Origin of the sequence: Pseudomonas sp. E6002, from assembly GCF_013385565.1 — a bacterium.
In the GTDB taxonomy this organism is placed as follows: domain Bacteria; phylum Pseudomonadota; class Gammaproteobacteria; order Pseudomonadales; family Pseudomonadaceae; genus Aquipseudomonas.
In genome coordinates, this window is record NZ_JACAPT010000009.1 from 722,083 (window position 1) to 736,052 (window position 13,970).

13 protein-coding genes are annotated in these 13,970 nt (G+C 59.8%); 10 read left to right on the forward strand and 3 right to left on the reverse strand.

All coding sequences use genetic code 11. The features are described 5' to 3' along the window. Positions 1-246: 246 nt before the first annotated feature. The 3 genes from HX815_RS09615 to HX815_RS09625 are packed head-to-tail and all read left to right on the forward strand — an operon-like array spanning position 247 to position 4,070. A complete protein-coding gene (locus HX815_RS09615) occupies positions 247-987 on the forward strand; it encodes a gluconate 2-dehydrogenase subunit 3 family protein (protein WP_177028118.1) in 741 nt (246 codons plus the stop codon). A gap of 2 nt (positions 988-989) precedes the next feature. Next, on the forward strand, positions 990-2,774 hold the full coding sequence (locus HX815_RS09620) for a GMC family oxidoreductase (protein ID WP_003214867.1): 1,785 nt from the start codon (positions 990-992) through the stop codon (positions 2,772-2,774). Positions 2,775-2,786: 12 nt separating this feature from the next. Continuing rightward, a complete protein-coding gene (locus HX815_RS09625; protein WP_177028119.1) occupies positions 2,787-4,070 on the forward strand; it encodes a cytochrome c in 1,284 nt (427 codons plus the stop codon). Positions 4,071-4,124: 54 nt separating this feature from the next. Here HX815_RS09625 and HX815_RS09630 read toward each other — a convergent pair whose 3' ends face one another. Beyond that, a complete protein-coding gene (locus HX815_RS09630; RefSeq protein ID WP_173406106.1) occupies positions 4,125-4,310 on the reverse strand; it encodes a hypothetical protein in 186 nt (61 codons plus the stop codon). Between the two features lie 287 nt (positions 4,311-4,597). Here HX815_RS09630 and HX815_RS09635 point away from each other — a divergent pair, with 287 nt between their 5' ends. The 3 genes from HX815_RS09635 (at position 4,598) to HX815_RS09645 (ending at position 8,217) form a co-directional block, all read left to right on the forward strand. Beyond that, positions 4,598-5,656, forward strand: coding sequence for a PA0069 family radical SAM protein (locus tag HX815_RS09635; RefSeq protein ID WP_003214861.1), 1,059 nt, complete (start codon positions 4,598-4,600; stop codon positions 5,654-5,656). 196 nt (positions 5,657-5,852) lie between these two features. Continuing rightward, positions 5,853-6,584, forward strand: coding sequence for a carbonic anhydrase (locus HX815_RS09640; RefSeq protein WP_003214859.1), 732 nt, complete (start codon positions 5,853-5,855; stop codon positions 6,582-6,584). Between the two features lie 85 nt (positions 6,585-6,669). Continuing rightward, a complete protein-coding gene (locus tag HX815_RS09645) occupies positions 6,670-8,217 on the forward strand; it encodes a SulP family inorganic anion transporter (protein WP_008439613.1) in 1,548 nt (515 codons plus the stop codon). A gap of 129 nt (positions 8,218-8,346) precedes the next feature. Here the strand turns inward: HX815_RS09645 and HX815_RS09650 are convergent, their stop codons facing one another. Beyond that, a complete protein-coding gene (locus HX815_RS09650; protein ID WP_003214855.1) occupies positions 8,347-8,994 on the reverse strand; it encodes a hypothetical protein in 648 nt (215 codons plus the stop codon). Between the two features lie 368 nt (positions 8,995-9,362). On the opposite strand from HX815_RS09650, the gene coxB reads away from it, so the two are divergent. The 4 genes from coxB to HX815_RS09670 all read left to right on the forward strand — a co-directional run bounded on the left by coxB (position 9,363) and on the right by HX815_RS09670 (position 13,754). Next, positions 9,363-10,490: a cytochrome c oxidase subunit II gene (coxB, locus tag HX815_RS09655; RefSeq protein WP_003214854.1), complete on the forward strand. Its 1,128-nt coding sequence runs from the start codon at positions 9,363-9,365 to the stop codon at positions 10,488-10,490. Positions 10,491-10,548: 58 nt separating this feature from the next. Beyond that, on the forward strand, positions 10,549-12,138 hold the full coding sequence (gene ctaD, locus HX815_RS09660) for a cytochrome c oxidase subunit I (RefSeq protein ID WP_003214853.1): 1,590 nt from the start codon (positions 10,549-10,551) through the stop codon (positions 12,136-12,138). A gap of 141 nt (positions 12,139-12,279) precedes the next feature. Next, on the forward strand, positions 12,280-12,831 hold the full coding sequence (locus HX815_RS09665; protein ID WP_008439615.1) for a cytochrome c oxidase assembly protein: 552 nt from the start codon (positions 12,280-12,282) through the stop codon (positions 12,829-12,831). A 35-nt stretch (positions 12,832-12,866) separates the two neighbouring features. Beyond that, entirely contained in the window at positions 12,867-13,754 is an 888-nt protein-coding gene (locus HX815_RS09670) for a cytochrome c oxidase subunit 3 (protein ID WP_003214849.1), read from the forward strand. A gap of 6 nt (positions 13,755-13,760) precedes the next feature. Here HX815_RS09670 and HX815_RS09675 read toward each other — a convergent pair whose 3' ends face one another. Next, positions 13,761-13,964 carry a twin transmembrane helix small protein gene (locus HX815_RS09675; RefSeq protein WP_010168612.1) on the reverse strand — a complete coding sequence of 68 codons (204 nt, stop codon included), beginning with the start codon at positions 13,962-13,964 and terminating at the stop codon, positions 13,761-13,763. Positions 13,965-13,970 lie beyond the last annotated feature (6 nt).

Below are 13,970 nucleotides of genomic sequence, written 5' to 3' on the forward strand. Positions count from 1 at the left end.
CAGATTCGCCTACAGGGGGTCAATGCCGTGTGAGGTACTCGTCAAAGAATCGTGAATAAGCCGGCTCCGGGCAGATTTTTTCGCGCTGAAACGATTTTCCCCAATCCTTAGCCTGCTATCCTTTGTAACTATTGATTGCTGCTGTGTTCTATCCCCTTGGGTCCTTTGGATCCCATTTACTGCCAAAACTATAAGTCGTTCCTCGAAGCGGCTGATAAATCCGTGACCACATGATGAGGTGCCACCATGTCTGATCAAGATCAAGACAACCCCCGGCGTGAGTTTTTACGCAAATCCTTGACCTTGATCCCCGTGGTCACTGTCGCCAGCACGGGCCTGGGCGGTTCGATGCTGATGGCGGTTCCCGAACCGGCTCAAGCCAGCCCGGAGAAGGCGCCCGTCAGCAGCAAGGCCTATGAGCCGAGCTATTTCACTGGCGAGGAATGGGCCTTTATCAACGCGGCCGTTGCGCGCCTGATCCCGGCGGACGACCAGGGCCCAGGCGCCCTGGAAGCCGGTGCGCCGGAATACATCGACCGTCAGATGAACACGCCGTACGCGGCTGGCGCCCTGTGGTTCATGCAAGGCCCGTTCAATGCCGACGCGCCGCCTGAAATGGGCTGGCAGAGCAAATTGGTGCCCAAGGAGATCTATCGCCTGGGCATTGCTGCCACGGATGCCTGGTCGAAAGCGATGAACGGTAAGCTATTTGCCGAGCAAGACAGCGCTACCCAGGAAAAGTTGTTGCAGCGCCTGGAGGCCGGCGACGCGCAATTCGACAGCGTCCCGCCGAAGATTTTCTTCAATCTGTTGCTGCAAAACACCAAGGAAGGGTTCTTTTGCGACCCGGTCCACGGTGGCAACAAAGGCATGGTCGGCTGGACCATGATCGGCTTCCCCGGCGCCCGCGCCGATTTCATGGATTGGGTTGAACGCAACGAGCAATACCCCTTCCCGGCTGTTTCGATCCGTGGCGAGAGGGCGTAAACGTGGCGACCATCATGAAGAAAGTGGATGCAGTGATTGTCGGCTTTGGCTGGACCGGCGCGATCATGGCCAAGGAGCTGACGGAAGCTGGCCTCAACGTGGTAGCGCTGGAGCGCGGCCCGATGCAGGACACCTACCCGGACGGCAACTATCCCCAGGTCATCGACGAACTGACCTACAGCGTGCGTAAAAAGCTCTTCCAGGACATCTCCAAGGAAACCGTGACCATTCGCCATAGCGTGAATGACGTGGCGATGCCCAACCGCCAACTGGGCGCTTTCCTGCCTGGCAACGGTGTCGGCGGTGCAGGCCTGCACTGGTCCGGCGTGCACTTTCGGGTGGACCCGATCGAGTTGCGCATGCGTAGCCATTACGAAGAGCGCTACGGGAAAAACTTCATTCCCAAGGACATGACCATCCAGGATTTCGGCGTCAGCTATGAAGAGCTGGAACCATTCTTCGACTATGCCGAGAAAGTCTTCGGCACCTCCGGGCAAGCCTGGACGGTGAAAGGCCAGTTGGTGGGCGAAGGCAAGGGCGGCAACCCTTACGCACCGGATCGCTCCAATCACTTCCCGCTGGAATCGCAGAAGAACACCGTCTCTGCACAGCTGTTCCAGAAGGCCGCCACGGCCGTGGGGTACAAGCCCTACAACCTGCCTTCCGCGAATACATCGGGGCCGTACACCAACCCTTACGGCGCCCAGATGGGCCCGTGCAACTTCTGCGGCTTCTGCAGCGGTTATGTCTGCTACATGTATTCCAAGGCTTCGCCGAACGTGAACATCCTGCCGGCCTTGCGCCAGGAACCCAAGTTCGAACTGCGGCCCAATTCCCACGTGCTGAAGGTCAATCTCGACAGCACCAGGAGCAAGGCGACCGGCGTGACGTATGTCGACGCCCAGGGGCGAGAATGCGAGCAGCCGGCGGACCTGGTGATCCTCGGTTCCTTCCAGTTCAACAACGTGCGCCTGATGCTGCTGTCGGGCATCGGCAAACCCTACGACCCGATCTCCGGTGAGGGCGTGGTGGGCCGCAACTTCGCCTACCAGAACATGGCCACCATCAAGGCGTTCTTCGACAAGGACGTGCACACCAACAACTTTATCGGTGCCGGCGGCAATGGCGTGGCGGTCGATGACTTCAACGCCGACAACTTCGACCATGGGCCTCACGGCTTTGTGGGCGGCTCGCCGATGTGGGTCAACCAGGCGGGCAGCCGGCCGATTGCCGGTACCTCCAACCCGCCGGGCACGCCGGCCTGGGGCAGCGCGTGGAAGCGCGCCACGGCTGATTACTACACCCATCAGGTGTCGATGGATGCCCATGGCGCCCACCAATCCTACCGTGGCAACTACCTCGACCTGGACCCGGTTTACCGCGATGCCTACGGCCTGCCGCTGCTGCGCATGACCTTCGACTGGCAGGAAAACGACATCAAGATGAACCGCTTCATGGTCGAAAAAATGAGCAAGATCGCCGAAGCGATGAACCCCAAGGCGATTGCCTTGCTGGGCAAAAAGGTGGGCGAGCACTTCAACACCGCGTCTTACCAGACCACCCACCTCAACGGTGGCGCGATCATGGGCACCGACCCGAAAACCAGTGCCTTGAACCGCTACCTGCAGTGCTGGGACGTACACAACGTGTTTGTCCCGGGCGCTTCCGCGTTCCCACAAGGCTTGGGCTACAACCCTACGGGCCTGGTGGCGGCATTGACCTACTGGTCGGCGCGGGCAATTCGCGAGCAGTACCTGAAAAACCCCGGCCCACTGGTTCAGGCATAAGGAGCGATGACCATGAAAGCATTTGTTATCGCGTCCCTCGCTTTGTTCAGCAGCTGCTCGGTGAGTGCGGCTGAAACCGACCTGGTCAAACAGGGTGAATACCTGGCTCGCGCCGGTGACTGCGTGGCCTGCCACACCGCCAAGGGTGGCAAGCCGTTCGCCGGCGGCCTGCCGATGGAAACCCCGATCGGCACCCTCTACTCCACCAACATCACCCCGGACAAAACCGGCCTGGGCGACTACAGCTTCGAAGACTTCGACCAGGCTGTGCGCCATGGCGTCGCCAAGGACGGTAGTACGCTTTACCCGGCGATGCCCTACCCGTCTTACGCGCGGGTCAGCGAAAGCGACATGCAGGCGCTGTACGCGTACTTCATGAAGGGCGTGGAGCCGGTGGCGCAGGTGAACAAGGACAGCGACATTCCCTGGCCGTTGAGCATGCGTTGGCCGTTGGCCGGGTGGCGCTGGATGTTCGCCCCCAAGGTTGAGGACTACCAGGCCCAGGCGGGCGCCGACCCGGTGATCAGCCGTGGCGCTTATCTGGTAGAGGGCCTTGGCCACTGCGGTGCCTGCCATACGCCACGGGCCCTGACCATGCAGGAAAAATCCCTGAGTGCATCCGACGGTACCGCTTTCCTTTCCGGCAGCGCACCGCTGGAAGGCTGGATTGCCAAGAGCCTGCGGGGCGACCACAAGGACGGCCTGGGTAGCTGGAGCGAGGACCAACTGGTGCAATTCCTCAAGACCGGGCGCAGTGATCGCAGCGCGGTGTTTGGCGGCATGAGCGACGTTGTGGTCCACAGCATGCAGTACATGTCGGAAGAGGATCTGACGGCTATCGCCCGTTACCTCAAGAGCTTGCCGGCGGTGGATCCCAAGGATCAGCCGCACCAGTACGACAAGCAGGTCGCCGACGCGCTGTGGAAGGGTGATGACAGCAAGCCGGGTGCCTCGGTGTACATCGACAACTGCGCGGCGTGCCACCGTACCGACGGCCACGGCTACACCCGCGTGTTCCCGGCGCTGGCGGGCAACCCGGTATTGCAGACGGCGGATGCGACGTCGCTGATCAACATCGTGTTGAACGGCGGCACGTTGCCGGCGACGCATACGGCACCTTCGACCTTCACCATGCCGGCGTTTGCCTGGCGGCTGTCGGATCAGGAAGTGGCGGATGTCGTCAGTTTCGTTCGGGACAGTTGGGGTAATAAGGGAGAGCCTGTAAAGGCTTCGCAAGTGAAAGACTTGCGAAAAGATGCAGTAACTACCGAAGCTGATCAAACTTCAGAGAAGTAGTGTCAGTTGCCAGGTTTATAGTTTTATATATAAGCCTGGCAACTAGCCGATCAATTATCGAGGGGCGCAGGTTTTTACAAAGCTATTCGCCATGTTCAGGAAGATGGTCTTGTCCTGTTCATCGAAGTCGCCGTCGTTATCCAGGTCGGTGGTGGTGGAGGTGGTGTCGTAGTGCCCGTCCCTGTTGGAGGAAGAGGCATACATGGCGTAGGACAGTTTACCGTCGGTAAAGCGCTCCATTAATACTTCCGGGCTGTTATCTTTTTCAAAGTCTTCGCATGTAAAGCGTAGTTCATCCTGAGACATAAATATCCTGTAGGTGGTAATGAGTTAAGTTGTGATCATAGCGATGTGTTAATAACTTTATCCATGTCACATATGTCGCGATTTATTTCTTGTTTGGTTACATGTAGGAAGGTGTCATTCCGTTCGTGCGAAGGTCGATGCTAGACCGCGCCGCCCAGTGGTGCTGGTGAAAAGCGATCTTCTCGAATACTGTATATGGATACAGTTTATGAGGTCTGACTATGAATGTCCCTTTGCCGCCTCGCGGGCGCGGCACGGCCACCAACCTGCACAACCGTTTTGCGCCCACCGTCAGCGTGGCGGAAGACGACGGTTGGTATCAGGAAGTGCCACAGACCCAGGGCACCGAAGTCCGTATCGAAACCGCGAAAACCATCATTACCCGCAACAGCTCGCCGGATATCCCGTTTGACCGGGCGATCAACCCGTATCGCGGCTGCGAGCATGGTTGTATCTACTGCTATGCGCGGCCCAGCCACGCGTATTGGGACCTGTCGCCGGGGCTGGACTTCGAAACCAAGCTGATCGCCAAGACCAACGCCGCCGACGTGCTTGAGCAGCAACTGTCGAAACCGGGCTACACCTGCGCGCCGATCAACCTGGGCTCCAACACCGACCCGTACCAGCCCATCGAGCGCGAGTACAAGATCACCCGGCAAACCCTCGAAGTGCTGCTGCGCTACCGTCATCCGGTGACGATCATTACCAAGGGCTCGCTGATCCTGCGGGACCTCGACCTGCTGACCGAGCTGGCGCAGCAGCGGCTGGTGGCGGTGATGATCAGCCTCACCAGCCTGGACGATGAACTCAAGCGCATCCTCGAACCGCGCACGGCTGCACCCAAGGCCCGGCTGCGGGCGATCCGGGTGATGCGTGAGGCGGGGATCCCGGTGGGCGTGCTGTGTTCGCCGATGATCCCGATGATCAACGACAGCGAGCTGGAAAGCCTGCTGGCCGAAGCTCATGCCGCGGGGGCACAGAGCGCGGCGTACATGATGCTGCGTTTGCCTCTGGAGGTGGCGCCGCTGTTTGAGGAATGGCTGGCGGCCCATTACCCGCAGCGCGCGGCCCATGTGATGAGCCTGGTGCGGCAGGTGCGCGGCGGTGAGGTCTACGACAGCCGCTTCGGTGTACGCATGCGTGGCGAAGGGCCGTTTGCCGATTTGCTGGCGCAACGTTTCGCCAAGGCGATCAAACGATTGGGGCTCAACCGGCGGGAAGGGTTTAATCTGGATTGCACGGCGTTTTGTCCGCCGGGCAGACAGATGGCATTATTGTAAACTGCTGGATAAGTGTACTTTTCTGTAGCAATAGTCGCGTTTTGATATCACTGAAAGCCCCGATCTAGAGCGGCTCATTCAGTTTGAGTTAAGTTTCGGCGGGTACCTTGTTCATCGAGTGACTAATGAGTCGGCGTTTCAGTTCGGGCGCCGGCCGCACTGGAAAACTCCCCTGCTCCAACCAAGAGGATGAATTATGAGTGACAAGGATAAACAGCCGTTGGCTGCGTCGGCTTCAGCCCCTCACGAGGCGGAATCCGCCGATGCAGCGCTGCAGCACATCGTTGAAGGCTTTTTGCATTTCCATAACGAGATCTTCCCCCAGCAGGAAGAGCTCTTCAAAAAACTCGCCACGGCCCAGAGCCCGCGGGCGATGTTCATTACCTGCGCCGACTCGCGCATCGTTCCCGAACTGATCACCCATAGCTCCCCTGGGGATTTGTTCGTGACCCGTAACGTCGGTAACGTCGTGCCGCCTTATGGGCAGATGAACGGCGGTGTTTCAACGGCTATCGAGTACGCGGTACTGGCCCTTGGTGTGCAGCACATCATCATTTGCGGCCACTCCGACTGCGGCGCCATGCGCGCGGTGCTCAACCCCCAAAGCCTGGAAAAAATGCCCACGGTAAAGGCCTGGCTGCGCCACGCCGAAGTCGCCAAGACCATGGTCCAGGACAACTGCGATTGCGCCAACGAACACGAAAGCATGCACGTGCTGACCGAAGAAAACGTGATCGCCCAACTGCAGCACCTGCGCACTCATCCCTCCGTGGCCTCGCGCATGGCCAACGGGCATTTGTTTATCCATGGCTGGGTCTACGACATCGAGACCAGCGAAATCAGGGCCTACGATGCGGATCAGGCAGCGTTCCTGCCCTTGAACGGTACCCAGCCGATTCCATCCGCGACGCCTAAAGCGCGCTTCTAAAACAATCCCCTGTCGGGTAACGCGATGGCTGCCATTCGAGCAGCCAGGCCTTGCCACGCCCGGCGAATGCCTCGGGAGAGTCATTATGCGTGCTGCTCAATTGAAAGCTGTGCTGCCACGGGAGCTGCTGGCTTCCGTGGTTGTGTTTCTGGTCGCCCTGCCGCTGTGCATGGGGATCGCCATCGCGTCCGGAATGCCTCCGGCCAAAGGCTTGATCACCGGGATCATCGGTGGCCTGGTGGTCGGTTGGCTGGCGGGGTCGCCGTTGCAAGTCAGCGGTCCGGCGGCAGGTTTGGCGGTGTTGGTGTTTGAACTGGTTCGCCAGCATGGCATGGCCATGCTCGGGCCGATCCTGTTGCTGGCGGGCTTCCTGCAATTGGTGGCCGGGCGTTTGCGCCTGGGCTGCTGGTTCCGCGTGACTGCGCCTGCAGTGGTGTACGGGATGCTGGCAGGGATCGGGGTGCTGATTGTCCTGTCGCAAGTACACGTGATGCTCGACGGTGTGCCAAAGCCCTCGGGGCTGGATAACCTCGCCGGCTTCCCTGCGGCACTGATCCAGGCGATCCCCACATTGGGCGGCGGGCTCGGCTGGCAGGCCGGTTTGCTCGGGCTGTCGACGATTATGGTGATGTGGCTGTGGGACAAGTTCCGCCCGCAAAAGCTGCGCTTCGTCCCCGGCGCCCTGCTCGGCGTGGGTTTGGCGACAGTCACCAGCCTGGTGCTGGCGTTGCAGGTCAAGCGGGTGGAGGTGCCGGAAAACCTCGCGGATGCCATCGATTGGCTGCGCCCCAGCGACCTGTTGAACCTGGCGGATCCCAATCTGTTGATCGCGGCCTTCGCCGTGGCATTTATCGCCAGCGCTGAAACGCTGCTTTCGGCGGCGGCAGTCGACCGTATGCACAGTGGCCAGCGTTCCGACTTCGACAAGGAATTGTCGGCACAAGGCGTGGGCAACATGCTGTGTGGCCTGGTCGGCGCCCTGCCGATGACCGGTGTGATCGTGCGCAGTTCGGCCAACGTCCAGGCCGGCGCTACCACGCGTTTGTCGGCGATGTTCCACGGCTTGTGGCTGCTGGCGTTCGTGCTGTTGCTGTCCAGTGTGCTGCAAAGCATTCCGGTGGCAAGCCTGGCGGGTGTGCTGGTGTACACCGGGATCAAGCTGGTGGACATGAAGGCGTTTCGTGGCCTGGCGCGCTACGGGCGAATGCCGATGTTTACCTACGCGGCGACGGCGCTGGCGATCATCTTTACCGACCTGCTGACGGGTGTGTTGGTGGGCTTCGGGTTGACGCTGGTGAAGCTGGCGTTCAAGGCCTCACGCTTGAAGATAAGCCTGATCGACCTGCCGCAGGAGGGCGAGATGGAGCTGCGATTGACGGGGGCCGGGACCTTTCTCAAGGTGCCTGCATTGACCCAGGTGCTGTCGACGGTACCCGCCGGGACCACCTTGCATGTGCCGCTCAGTAACCTGAGTTATATCGACCACTCCTGCCTTGAGCTATTGGAGGAATGGGGTCGGGCCAATGCGGCCAAGGGCTCGAAGCTGATGATCGAGGCGCGGGGGTTGAAGCGCAGGTTGGAAGGACGGGTAAGAACGACGACCGGAATAGGCTCGGCGCCGTCTGTTGGCTGACGAAACCGGATCAAAATGTGGGAGCGGGCTTGCTCGCGAAGGCGCAGTGTCAGTCACTGAATGTGTTTCTGATACACCGCTTTCGCGAGCAAGCCCGCTCCCACATTGGATCTTTGCAAGCCGGCAAATCTAAGCTGGCTGGTCCAGCTCAAGACCCACGCCCAACTGCCGCGACAGGCACGGCCAGCGCTTCCAAGCCGCTTCCGTGTCCGGGCTCTTGAGCTTGTCGCGGTAGGCTTCGACCGACTCCAGCGCAAAACTCTCCTCGTTAAGCATCTCATCCACCGCGTGGTGCACCGCCTCATCCAGCTGATTGGCAAACGCCTCGCCGATCAATTGGTGGGCAATCACGTTCGCCACAGTGGTATCCAGCGGAATCAACGGCTGGCCGAAGTGCTTGATATACAGATCGTTGACCTCTTCCACCAGGCGATGCGCCAGGTAAGCCTCATCCAGCAAACCGTCCAGGCCTTCATGCCCGGCCAGGATCGCCGGCGGCTGCAGGAAGAAATGCTCGGCGATTTTCAGCACCGGTTTGATCTGGCTTTCAATACCGGCTTCGCGGGCGACATCGTTGGCCGCGTCCAGCAGATCGGGGACCTGGTCGATGTAGGCGCTTACAAAACGCGTCATCACGCCCTTGGCGTCGACGTCAGGCACGGAAATCGCCGGGTGCAGGTGCGGTAACTGGACTTCCAGCTGCTGAGCAAGCTGGCCAGTGCTGGATTCGTGTTGATGGGCACGGGAAATCTGCTCGCGCAATGCGGCGGTGTTCATGAAAGCTCCAGTGATGCAGGCGTAGGAAATAGGGAGAGCATAAGGTAGCTCGTTTATACGAGAGCCTAAGACGCATTTGTCATAATTATTTCATGGTTATGCGCTGGCGTTATATCAAATTGCCATCGTTCGTCGGATAACGCGCGCCACCGGTCCTGTTGTGTGGTCCGTTTCCTCATTTTCGTTCATTTGCCCGTTCACATTGCGGGGTGGCGGTCGCTGTCTATACTCGATTTTGTACGCAATTAGCTGATGACGCCCGACTGCATGAGCAGGCAAGGCCTGGCGGTTGTAAGCAGTATGGAAGCCGCTCCCTTGGCCGCAGGTGCAAACCGGCGGGATAACAAGAATGATAAGGGGAACCCGCAATGACGCGACATCCACATGTTTGGATGGGCCTCCTGTTGTGGTCAGTATTCGGCCAGGCGCAAGCCGCCTGGACAACGAATATGGCGCCAGGGGCCACTGAAGTCAGTCACGCCGTGTTTGACCTGCACATGACCATTTTCTGGATTTGTGTGGCGATTGGCATCGTCGTGTTTGGCGCGATGTTCTGGTCGATGATCGTTCACCGGCGCTCCACGGGACAGGTGGCAGCCAAGTTCCACGAGAGTACGACGGTGGAGATTCTCTGGACCGTGGTGCCCTTGCTGATCCTGGTGGCGATGGCCATTCCGGCCACCAAGACGCTGATCAACATCTACGACAGCACTGAGTCGGATATCGATATCCAGGTCACCGGCTACCAGTGGAAGTGGCATTACAAATACCTGGGCCAGGATGTCGAGTTCTTCAGCAACCTGGCCACGCCCGCCGAGCAGATCCATAACCAGGCCGTCAAAGGCGAGCATTACCTGTTGGAAGTCGACCAGCCGCTGGTGCTGCCGGTGGGTGCCAAGGTGCGTTTCCTGGTGACCGCTGCGGACGTGATTCACTCCTGGTGGGTGCCGGCGTTTGCGGTGAAGCGTGATGCGATTCCCGGCTTCGTCAACGAGGCCTGGACCCGCATCGAAAAGCCCGGCATCTATCGCGGCCAGTGCGCCGAACTGTGCGGCAAGGACCACGGCTTCATGCCGATCGTGGTGGAGGTCAAATCCAAGGCCGACTACGACACCTGGCTCGGCGAGCGTAAGGAAGAGGCCGCCAAGCTCAAGGAGCTGACCTCCAAGGAATGGACCCTGGATGAGCTGGTGGCCCGTGGCGACAAGATCTACCACACCACCTGCGTCGCCTGTCACCAGGCCGAAGGCCAGGGCCTGCCGCCGATGTTCCCGGCGCTCAAGGGCTCACCGATTGCCACCGGGCCCAAGGAAGACCACCTGCACCGCGTGTACTTCGGCAAGCCCGGCACCGCCATGGCGGCGTTCGGCAAGCAACTGTCGGAAGTCGATATCGCGGCGGTCGTGACCTATGAACGTAACGCCTGGGGCAACAACAAAGGCGACATGGTCACGCCTAAAGACGTGCTGGCTCTGAAACAGGCGGAAAGCAAATGACTTCCTTCATTGCATATTCCCTGAACCGTCCCGCCCACCCGTTCGCAGGAGAAAGGCCATGAGCGCTGTGATCGATGACCACGGTCATGCCGGTGACCACGCTCACGGCCCCGCCAAGGGCCTGATGCGTTGGGTACTGACCACCAACCACAAAGACATCGGCACGATGTACCTGTGGTTCAGCTTCTGCATGTTCCTGCTTGGTGGCTCGTTCGCCATGGTGATCCGTGCCGAGCTGTTCCAGCCGGGTTTGCAGATCGTCGAGCCGGCGTTCTTCAATCAGATGACCACCATGCACGGCCTGGTGATGGTGTTCGGTGCGGTGATGCCAGCGTTTGTCGGCCTGGCCAACTGGATGATCCCGTTGATGATCGGCGCGCCCGACATGGCCCTGCCGCGCATGAACAACTTCAGTTTCTGGCTGTTGCCGGCGGCGTTCCTGATGCTGGTTTCCACCCTGTTCATGCCCGGCGGCGGGCCGAACTTCGGCTGGACCTTCTACGCCCCACTCTCCACCACTTACGCGCCGGAAAGCGTGACGTTCTTCATCTTCGCCATCCACTTGATGGGCATCAGTTCGATCATGGGCGCGATCAACGTCATCGCCACCATCCTCAACCTGCGCGCTCCCGGCATGACGTTGATGAAAATGCCGCTGTTCGTCTGGACCTGGCTGATCACAGCCTTCCTGCTGATCGCGGTGATGCCGGTGCTGGCGGGCTGCGTGACCATGATGCTGATGGACATCCACTTCGGCACCAGCTTCTTCAGTGCCGCCGGTGGCGGTGACCCGGTGTTGTTCCAGCATGTGTTCTGGTTCTTCGGCCACCCCGAGGTGTACATCATGATCCTGCCGGCGTTCGGTGCCGTCAGCTCGATCATCCCGACCTTCTCGCGCAAGCCGCTGTTCGGCTACACCTCGATGGTGTACGCCACGGCGAGCATCGCGTTCCTGTCGTTCATCGTGTGGGCGCACCACATGTTCGTGGTGGGCATCCCGCTGGTGGGCGAGCTGTTCTTCATGTACGCCACGCTGCTGATCGCGGTGCCCACGGGCGTGAAAGTGTTCAACTGGGTCAGCACCATGTGGCAAGGCTCGCTGACCTTCGAGACGCCGATGCTGTTCGCGGTGGCCTTCGTGATTCTGTTCACCATCGGCGGTTTCTCCGGGCTGATGCTGGCCATCGCCCCGGCGGATTTCCAGTACCACGACACCTACTTCGTGGTGGCGCACTTCCATTACGTACTGGTGCCTGGGGCGATCTTCGGGATCTTCGCCTCGGCCTACTACTGGCTGCCGAAATGGACCGGCCACATGTACGACGAAACCCTGGGCAAGCTGCACTTCTGGCTGTCGTTCGTGGGGATGAACATGGCGTTCTTCCCGATGCACTTCGTAGGGCTTGCCGGCATGCCGCGTCGGGTGCCGGACTACAACCTGCAGTTCGCCGACTTCAACATGGTCTCTTCCATCGGTGCCTTCACCTTTGGCGCGACGCAGATCTTCTTCCTGTTCATCGTCATCAAGTGCATCCGTGGCGGCCCGCCTGCGCCAGCCAAGCCGTGGGATGGCGCCGAAGGACTGGAGTGGAGCATTCCTTCGCCCGCGCCGTACCACACCTTCACCACGCCACCGGAGGTCAAATGAACACCTCCCTATCCTGTGGGAGCTGGCTTGCCTGCGATGGCATCACTTCGGTGTACCTGAAAGACCGAGTTGCCAGCATCGCAGGCAAGCCAGCGCCCACAGAAAGGCCATTCGCAGAACATTCATTCGCAGGTGGCCGCCATGCTTGAGTCCGTGCCTATCAAGCGCCTGGTCACGCGCCTGCTGATCCTGGTGGTGGCGATGTTCGCCTTCGGGTTTGCCCTGGTGCCGATCTACGACGTGATGTGCAAGGCGTTCGGCATCAATGGCAAGACCGCCGGGCAGTACGAAGGCGAGCAGGTGGTGGACCCGACGCGGCAGGTGCGGGTGCAGTTCCTGTCCACCAATGCCATCGATATGGTCTGGGAATTCCACTCCAAGGCCGACGAGGTGGTGGTCAATCCCGGCGCAGTCACCGAGATGCTGTTCGTGGCCTACAACCCCACCGACAAGCCGATGACCGCCCAGGCGGTGCCGAGCATTTCGCCGGCCGAGGCGGCGATGTACTTCCACAAGACCGAGTGTTTTTGCTTCACCCAGCAAGTGCTACAGCCAGGTCAGCGCATAGAGATGCCGGTGCGCTTCATTGTCGACCGCGACATGCCCAAGGATGTGAAGCATTTGACCCTGGCGTACACGCTGTTCGATATCACCGCGCGCCAACCGCCCGTGGCTGTCCATACCGGCGGCTAGGCGTTGCTTGCGGGCTCGATTAGGAGAACGAATACATGTCGACTCATGATACGTACTACGTACCAGCGCAAAGCAAATGGCCCATAATTGCTACGTTGGGGATGCTGATCACGGTGTTCGGATTGGCGACCTGGTTCAACGATTTGAAGGCCGCACGCCCGGAATCTCACGGCCCGCTGATCTTTTTCGTCGGTGGCTTGCTGCTGGCCTACATGATGTTTGGCTGGTTCGGCGCGGTGATCAAGGAAAGTCGCGCTGGTTTGTACAGTTCGCAGATGGACCGCTCCTTTCGCTGGGGCATGACCTGGTTCATCTTTTCCGAAGTGATGTTCTTCATCGCTTTTTTCGGTGCGCTGTTTTATGTGCGGCACATGTCGGCGCCGTGGTTGGCGGGCGAAGGCCACAAGGGCATCGCGCACATGCTGTGGCCGAACTTCGAATTTGCCTGGCCGCTGCTGAACAATCCCGACCCGAAAATGTTTCCGGCGCCCAAGGGCACCATCAGCCCGTGGGGCTTGCCGCTGATCAACACGATCTTGCTGGTCAGCTCCAGCGTGACCATCACTATCGCCCACCATGCCTTGCGCAAAGGCCATCGCGGCGCACTGAAGATCTGGCTGGCGATCACCGTGTTGCTGGGTTGGGCGTTTCTCGGGTTCCAGGCCGAGGAATACATCCATGCCTATAAGGAGTTGGGCCTGACCCTGGGTTCCGGCGTGTACGGCGCGACCTTCTTCATGCTCACCGGCTTCCACGGTGCCCACGTGACCATCGGCACGATCATTTTGTTTGTGATGCTGATGCGCATCCTGAAGGGGCATTTCAACAACGAACACCAGTTCGGGTTCGAGGCGGCCAGTTGGTATTGGCACTTTGTGGACGTGGTGTGGATCGGGCTGTTTTTCTTCGTTTACGTGCTTTGAGGTGTTTCACCAGGGCGCATGAGATACCAGCTGGCCGCTGAAGAAACCCCAGGTGATCAACCCCAGGGTGATCACGGCCAGCACCACACGCACGGTCAAGGCAGTGACGAGGCGGTTGGAGTTGCCCTCGTCCTTGACCAGGAAGAACAAGCCACTGAACAGGCTCACGACGGTAGCAATCAGCATCAGGGCAATGGCTGCTTTGAGCATGGTGGG

Excerpts from the sequence above, each read along its gene's own strand:
- HX815_RS09670 (WP_003214849.1), top strand. The coding sequence starts at position 12,867 with ATGTCGACTCATGATACGTACTACGTACCAGCGCAAAGCAAATGGCCC.
- HX815_RS09615 (WP_177028118.1), top strand. The coding sequence starts at position 247 with ATGTCTGATCAAGATCAAGACAACCCCCGGCGTGAGTTTTTACGCAAA.
- HX815_RS09650 (WP_003214855.1), bottom strand. The coding sequence starts at position 8,994 with ATGAACACCGCCGCATTGCGCGAGCAGATTTCCCGTGCCCATCAACAC.
- HX815_RS09665 (WP_008439615.1), top strand. The coding sequence starts at position 12,280 with ATGCTTGAGTCCGTGCCTATCAAGCGCCTGGTCACGCGCCTGCTGATC.
- HX815_RS09640 (WP_003214859.1), top strand. The coding sequence starts at position 5,853 with ATGAGTGACAAGGATAAACAGCCGTTGGCTGCGTCGGCTTCAGCCCCT.
- HX815_RS09625 (WP_177028119.1), top strand. The coding sequence starts at position 2,787 with ATGAAAGCATTTGTTATCGCGTCCCTCGCTTTGTTCAGCAGCTGCTCG.
- HX815_RS09635 (WP_003214861.1), top strand. The coding sequence starts at position 4,598 with ATGAATGTCCCTTTGCCGCCTCGCGGGCGCGGCACGGCCACCAACCTG.
- ctaD (WP_003214853.1), top strand. The coding sequence starts at position 10,549 with ATGAGCGCTGTGATCGATGACCACGGTCATGCCGGTGACCACGCTCAC.
- HX815_RS09630 (WP_173406106.1), bottom strand. The coding sequence starts at position 4,310 with ATGGAGCGCTTTACCGACGGTAAACTGTCCTACGCCATGTATGCCTCT.
- HX815_RS09645 (WP_008439613.1), top strand. The coding sequence starts at position 6,670 with ATGCGTGCTGCTCAATTGAAAGCTGTGCTGCCACGGGAGCTGCTGGCT.
- coxB (WP_003214854.1), top strand. The coding sequence starts at position 9,363 with ATGACGCGACATCCACATGTTTGGATGGGCCTCCTGTTGTGGTCAGTA.
- HX815_RS09675 (WP_010168612.1), bottom strand. The coding sequence starts at position 13,964 with ATGCTCAAAGCAGCCATTGCCCTGATGCTGATTGCTACCGTCGTGAGC.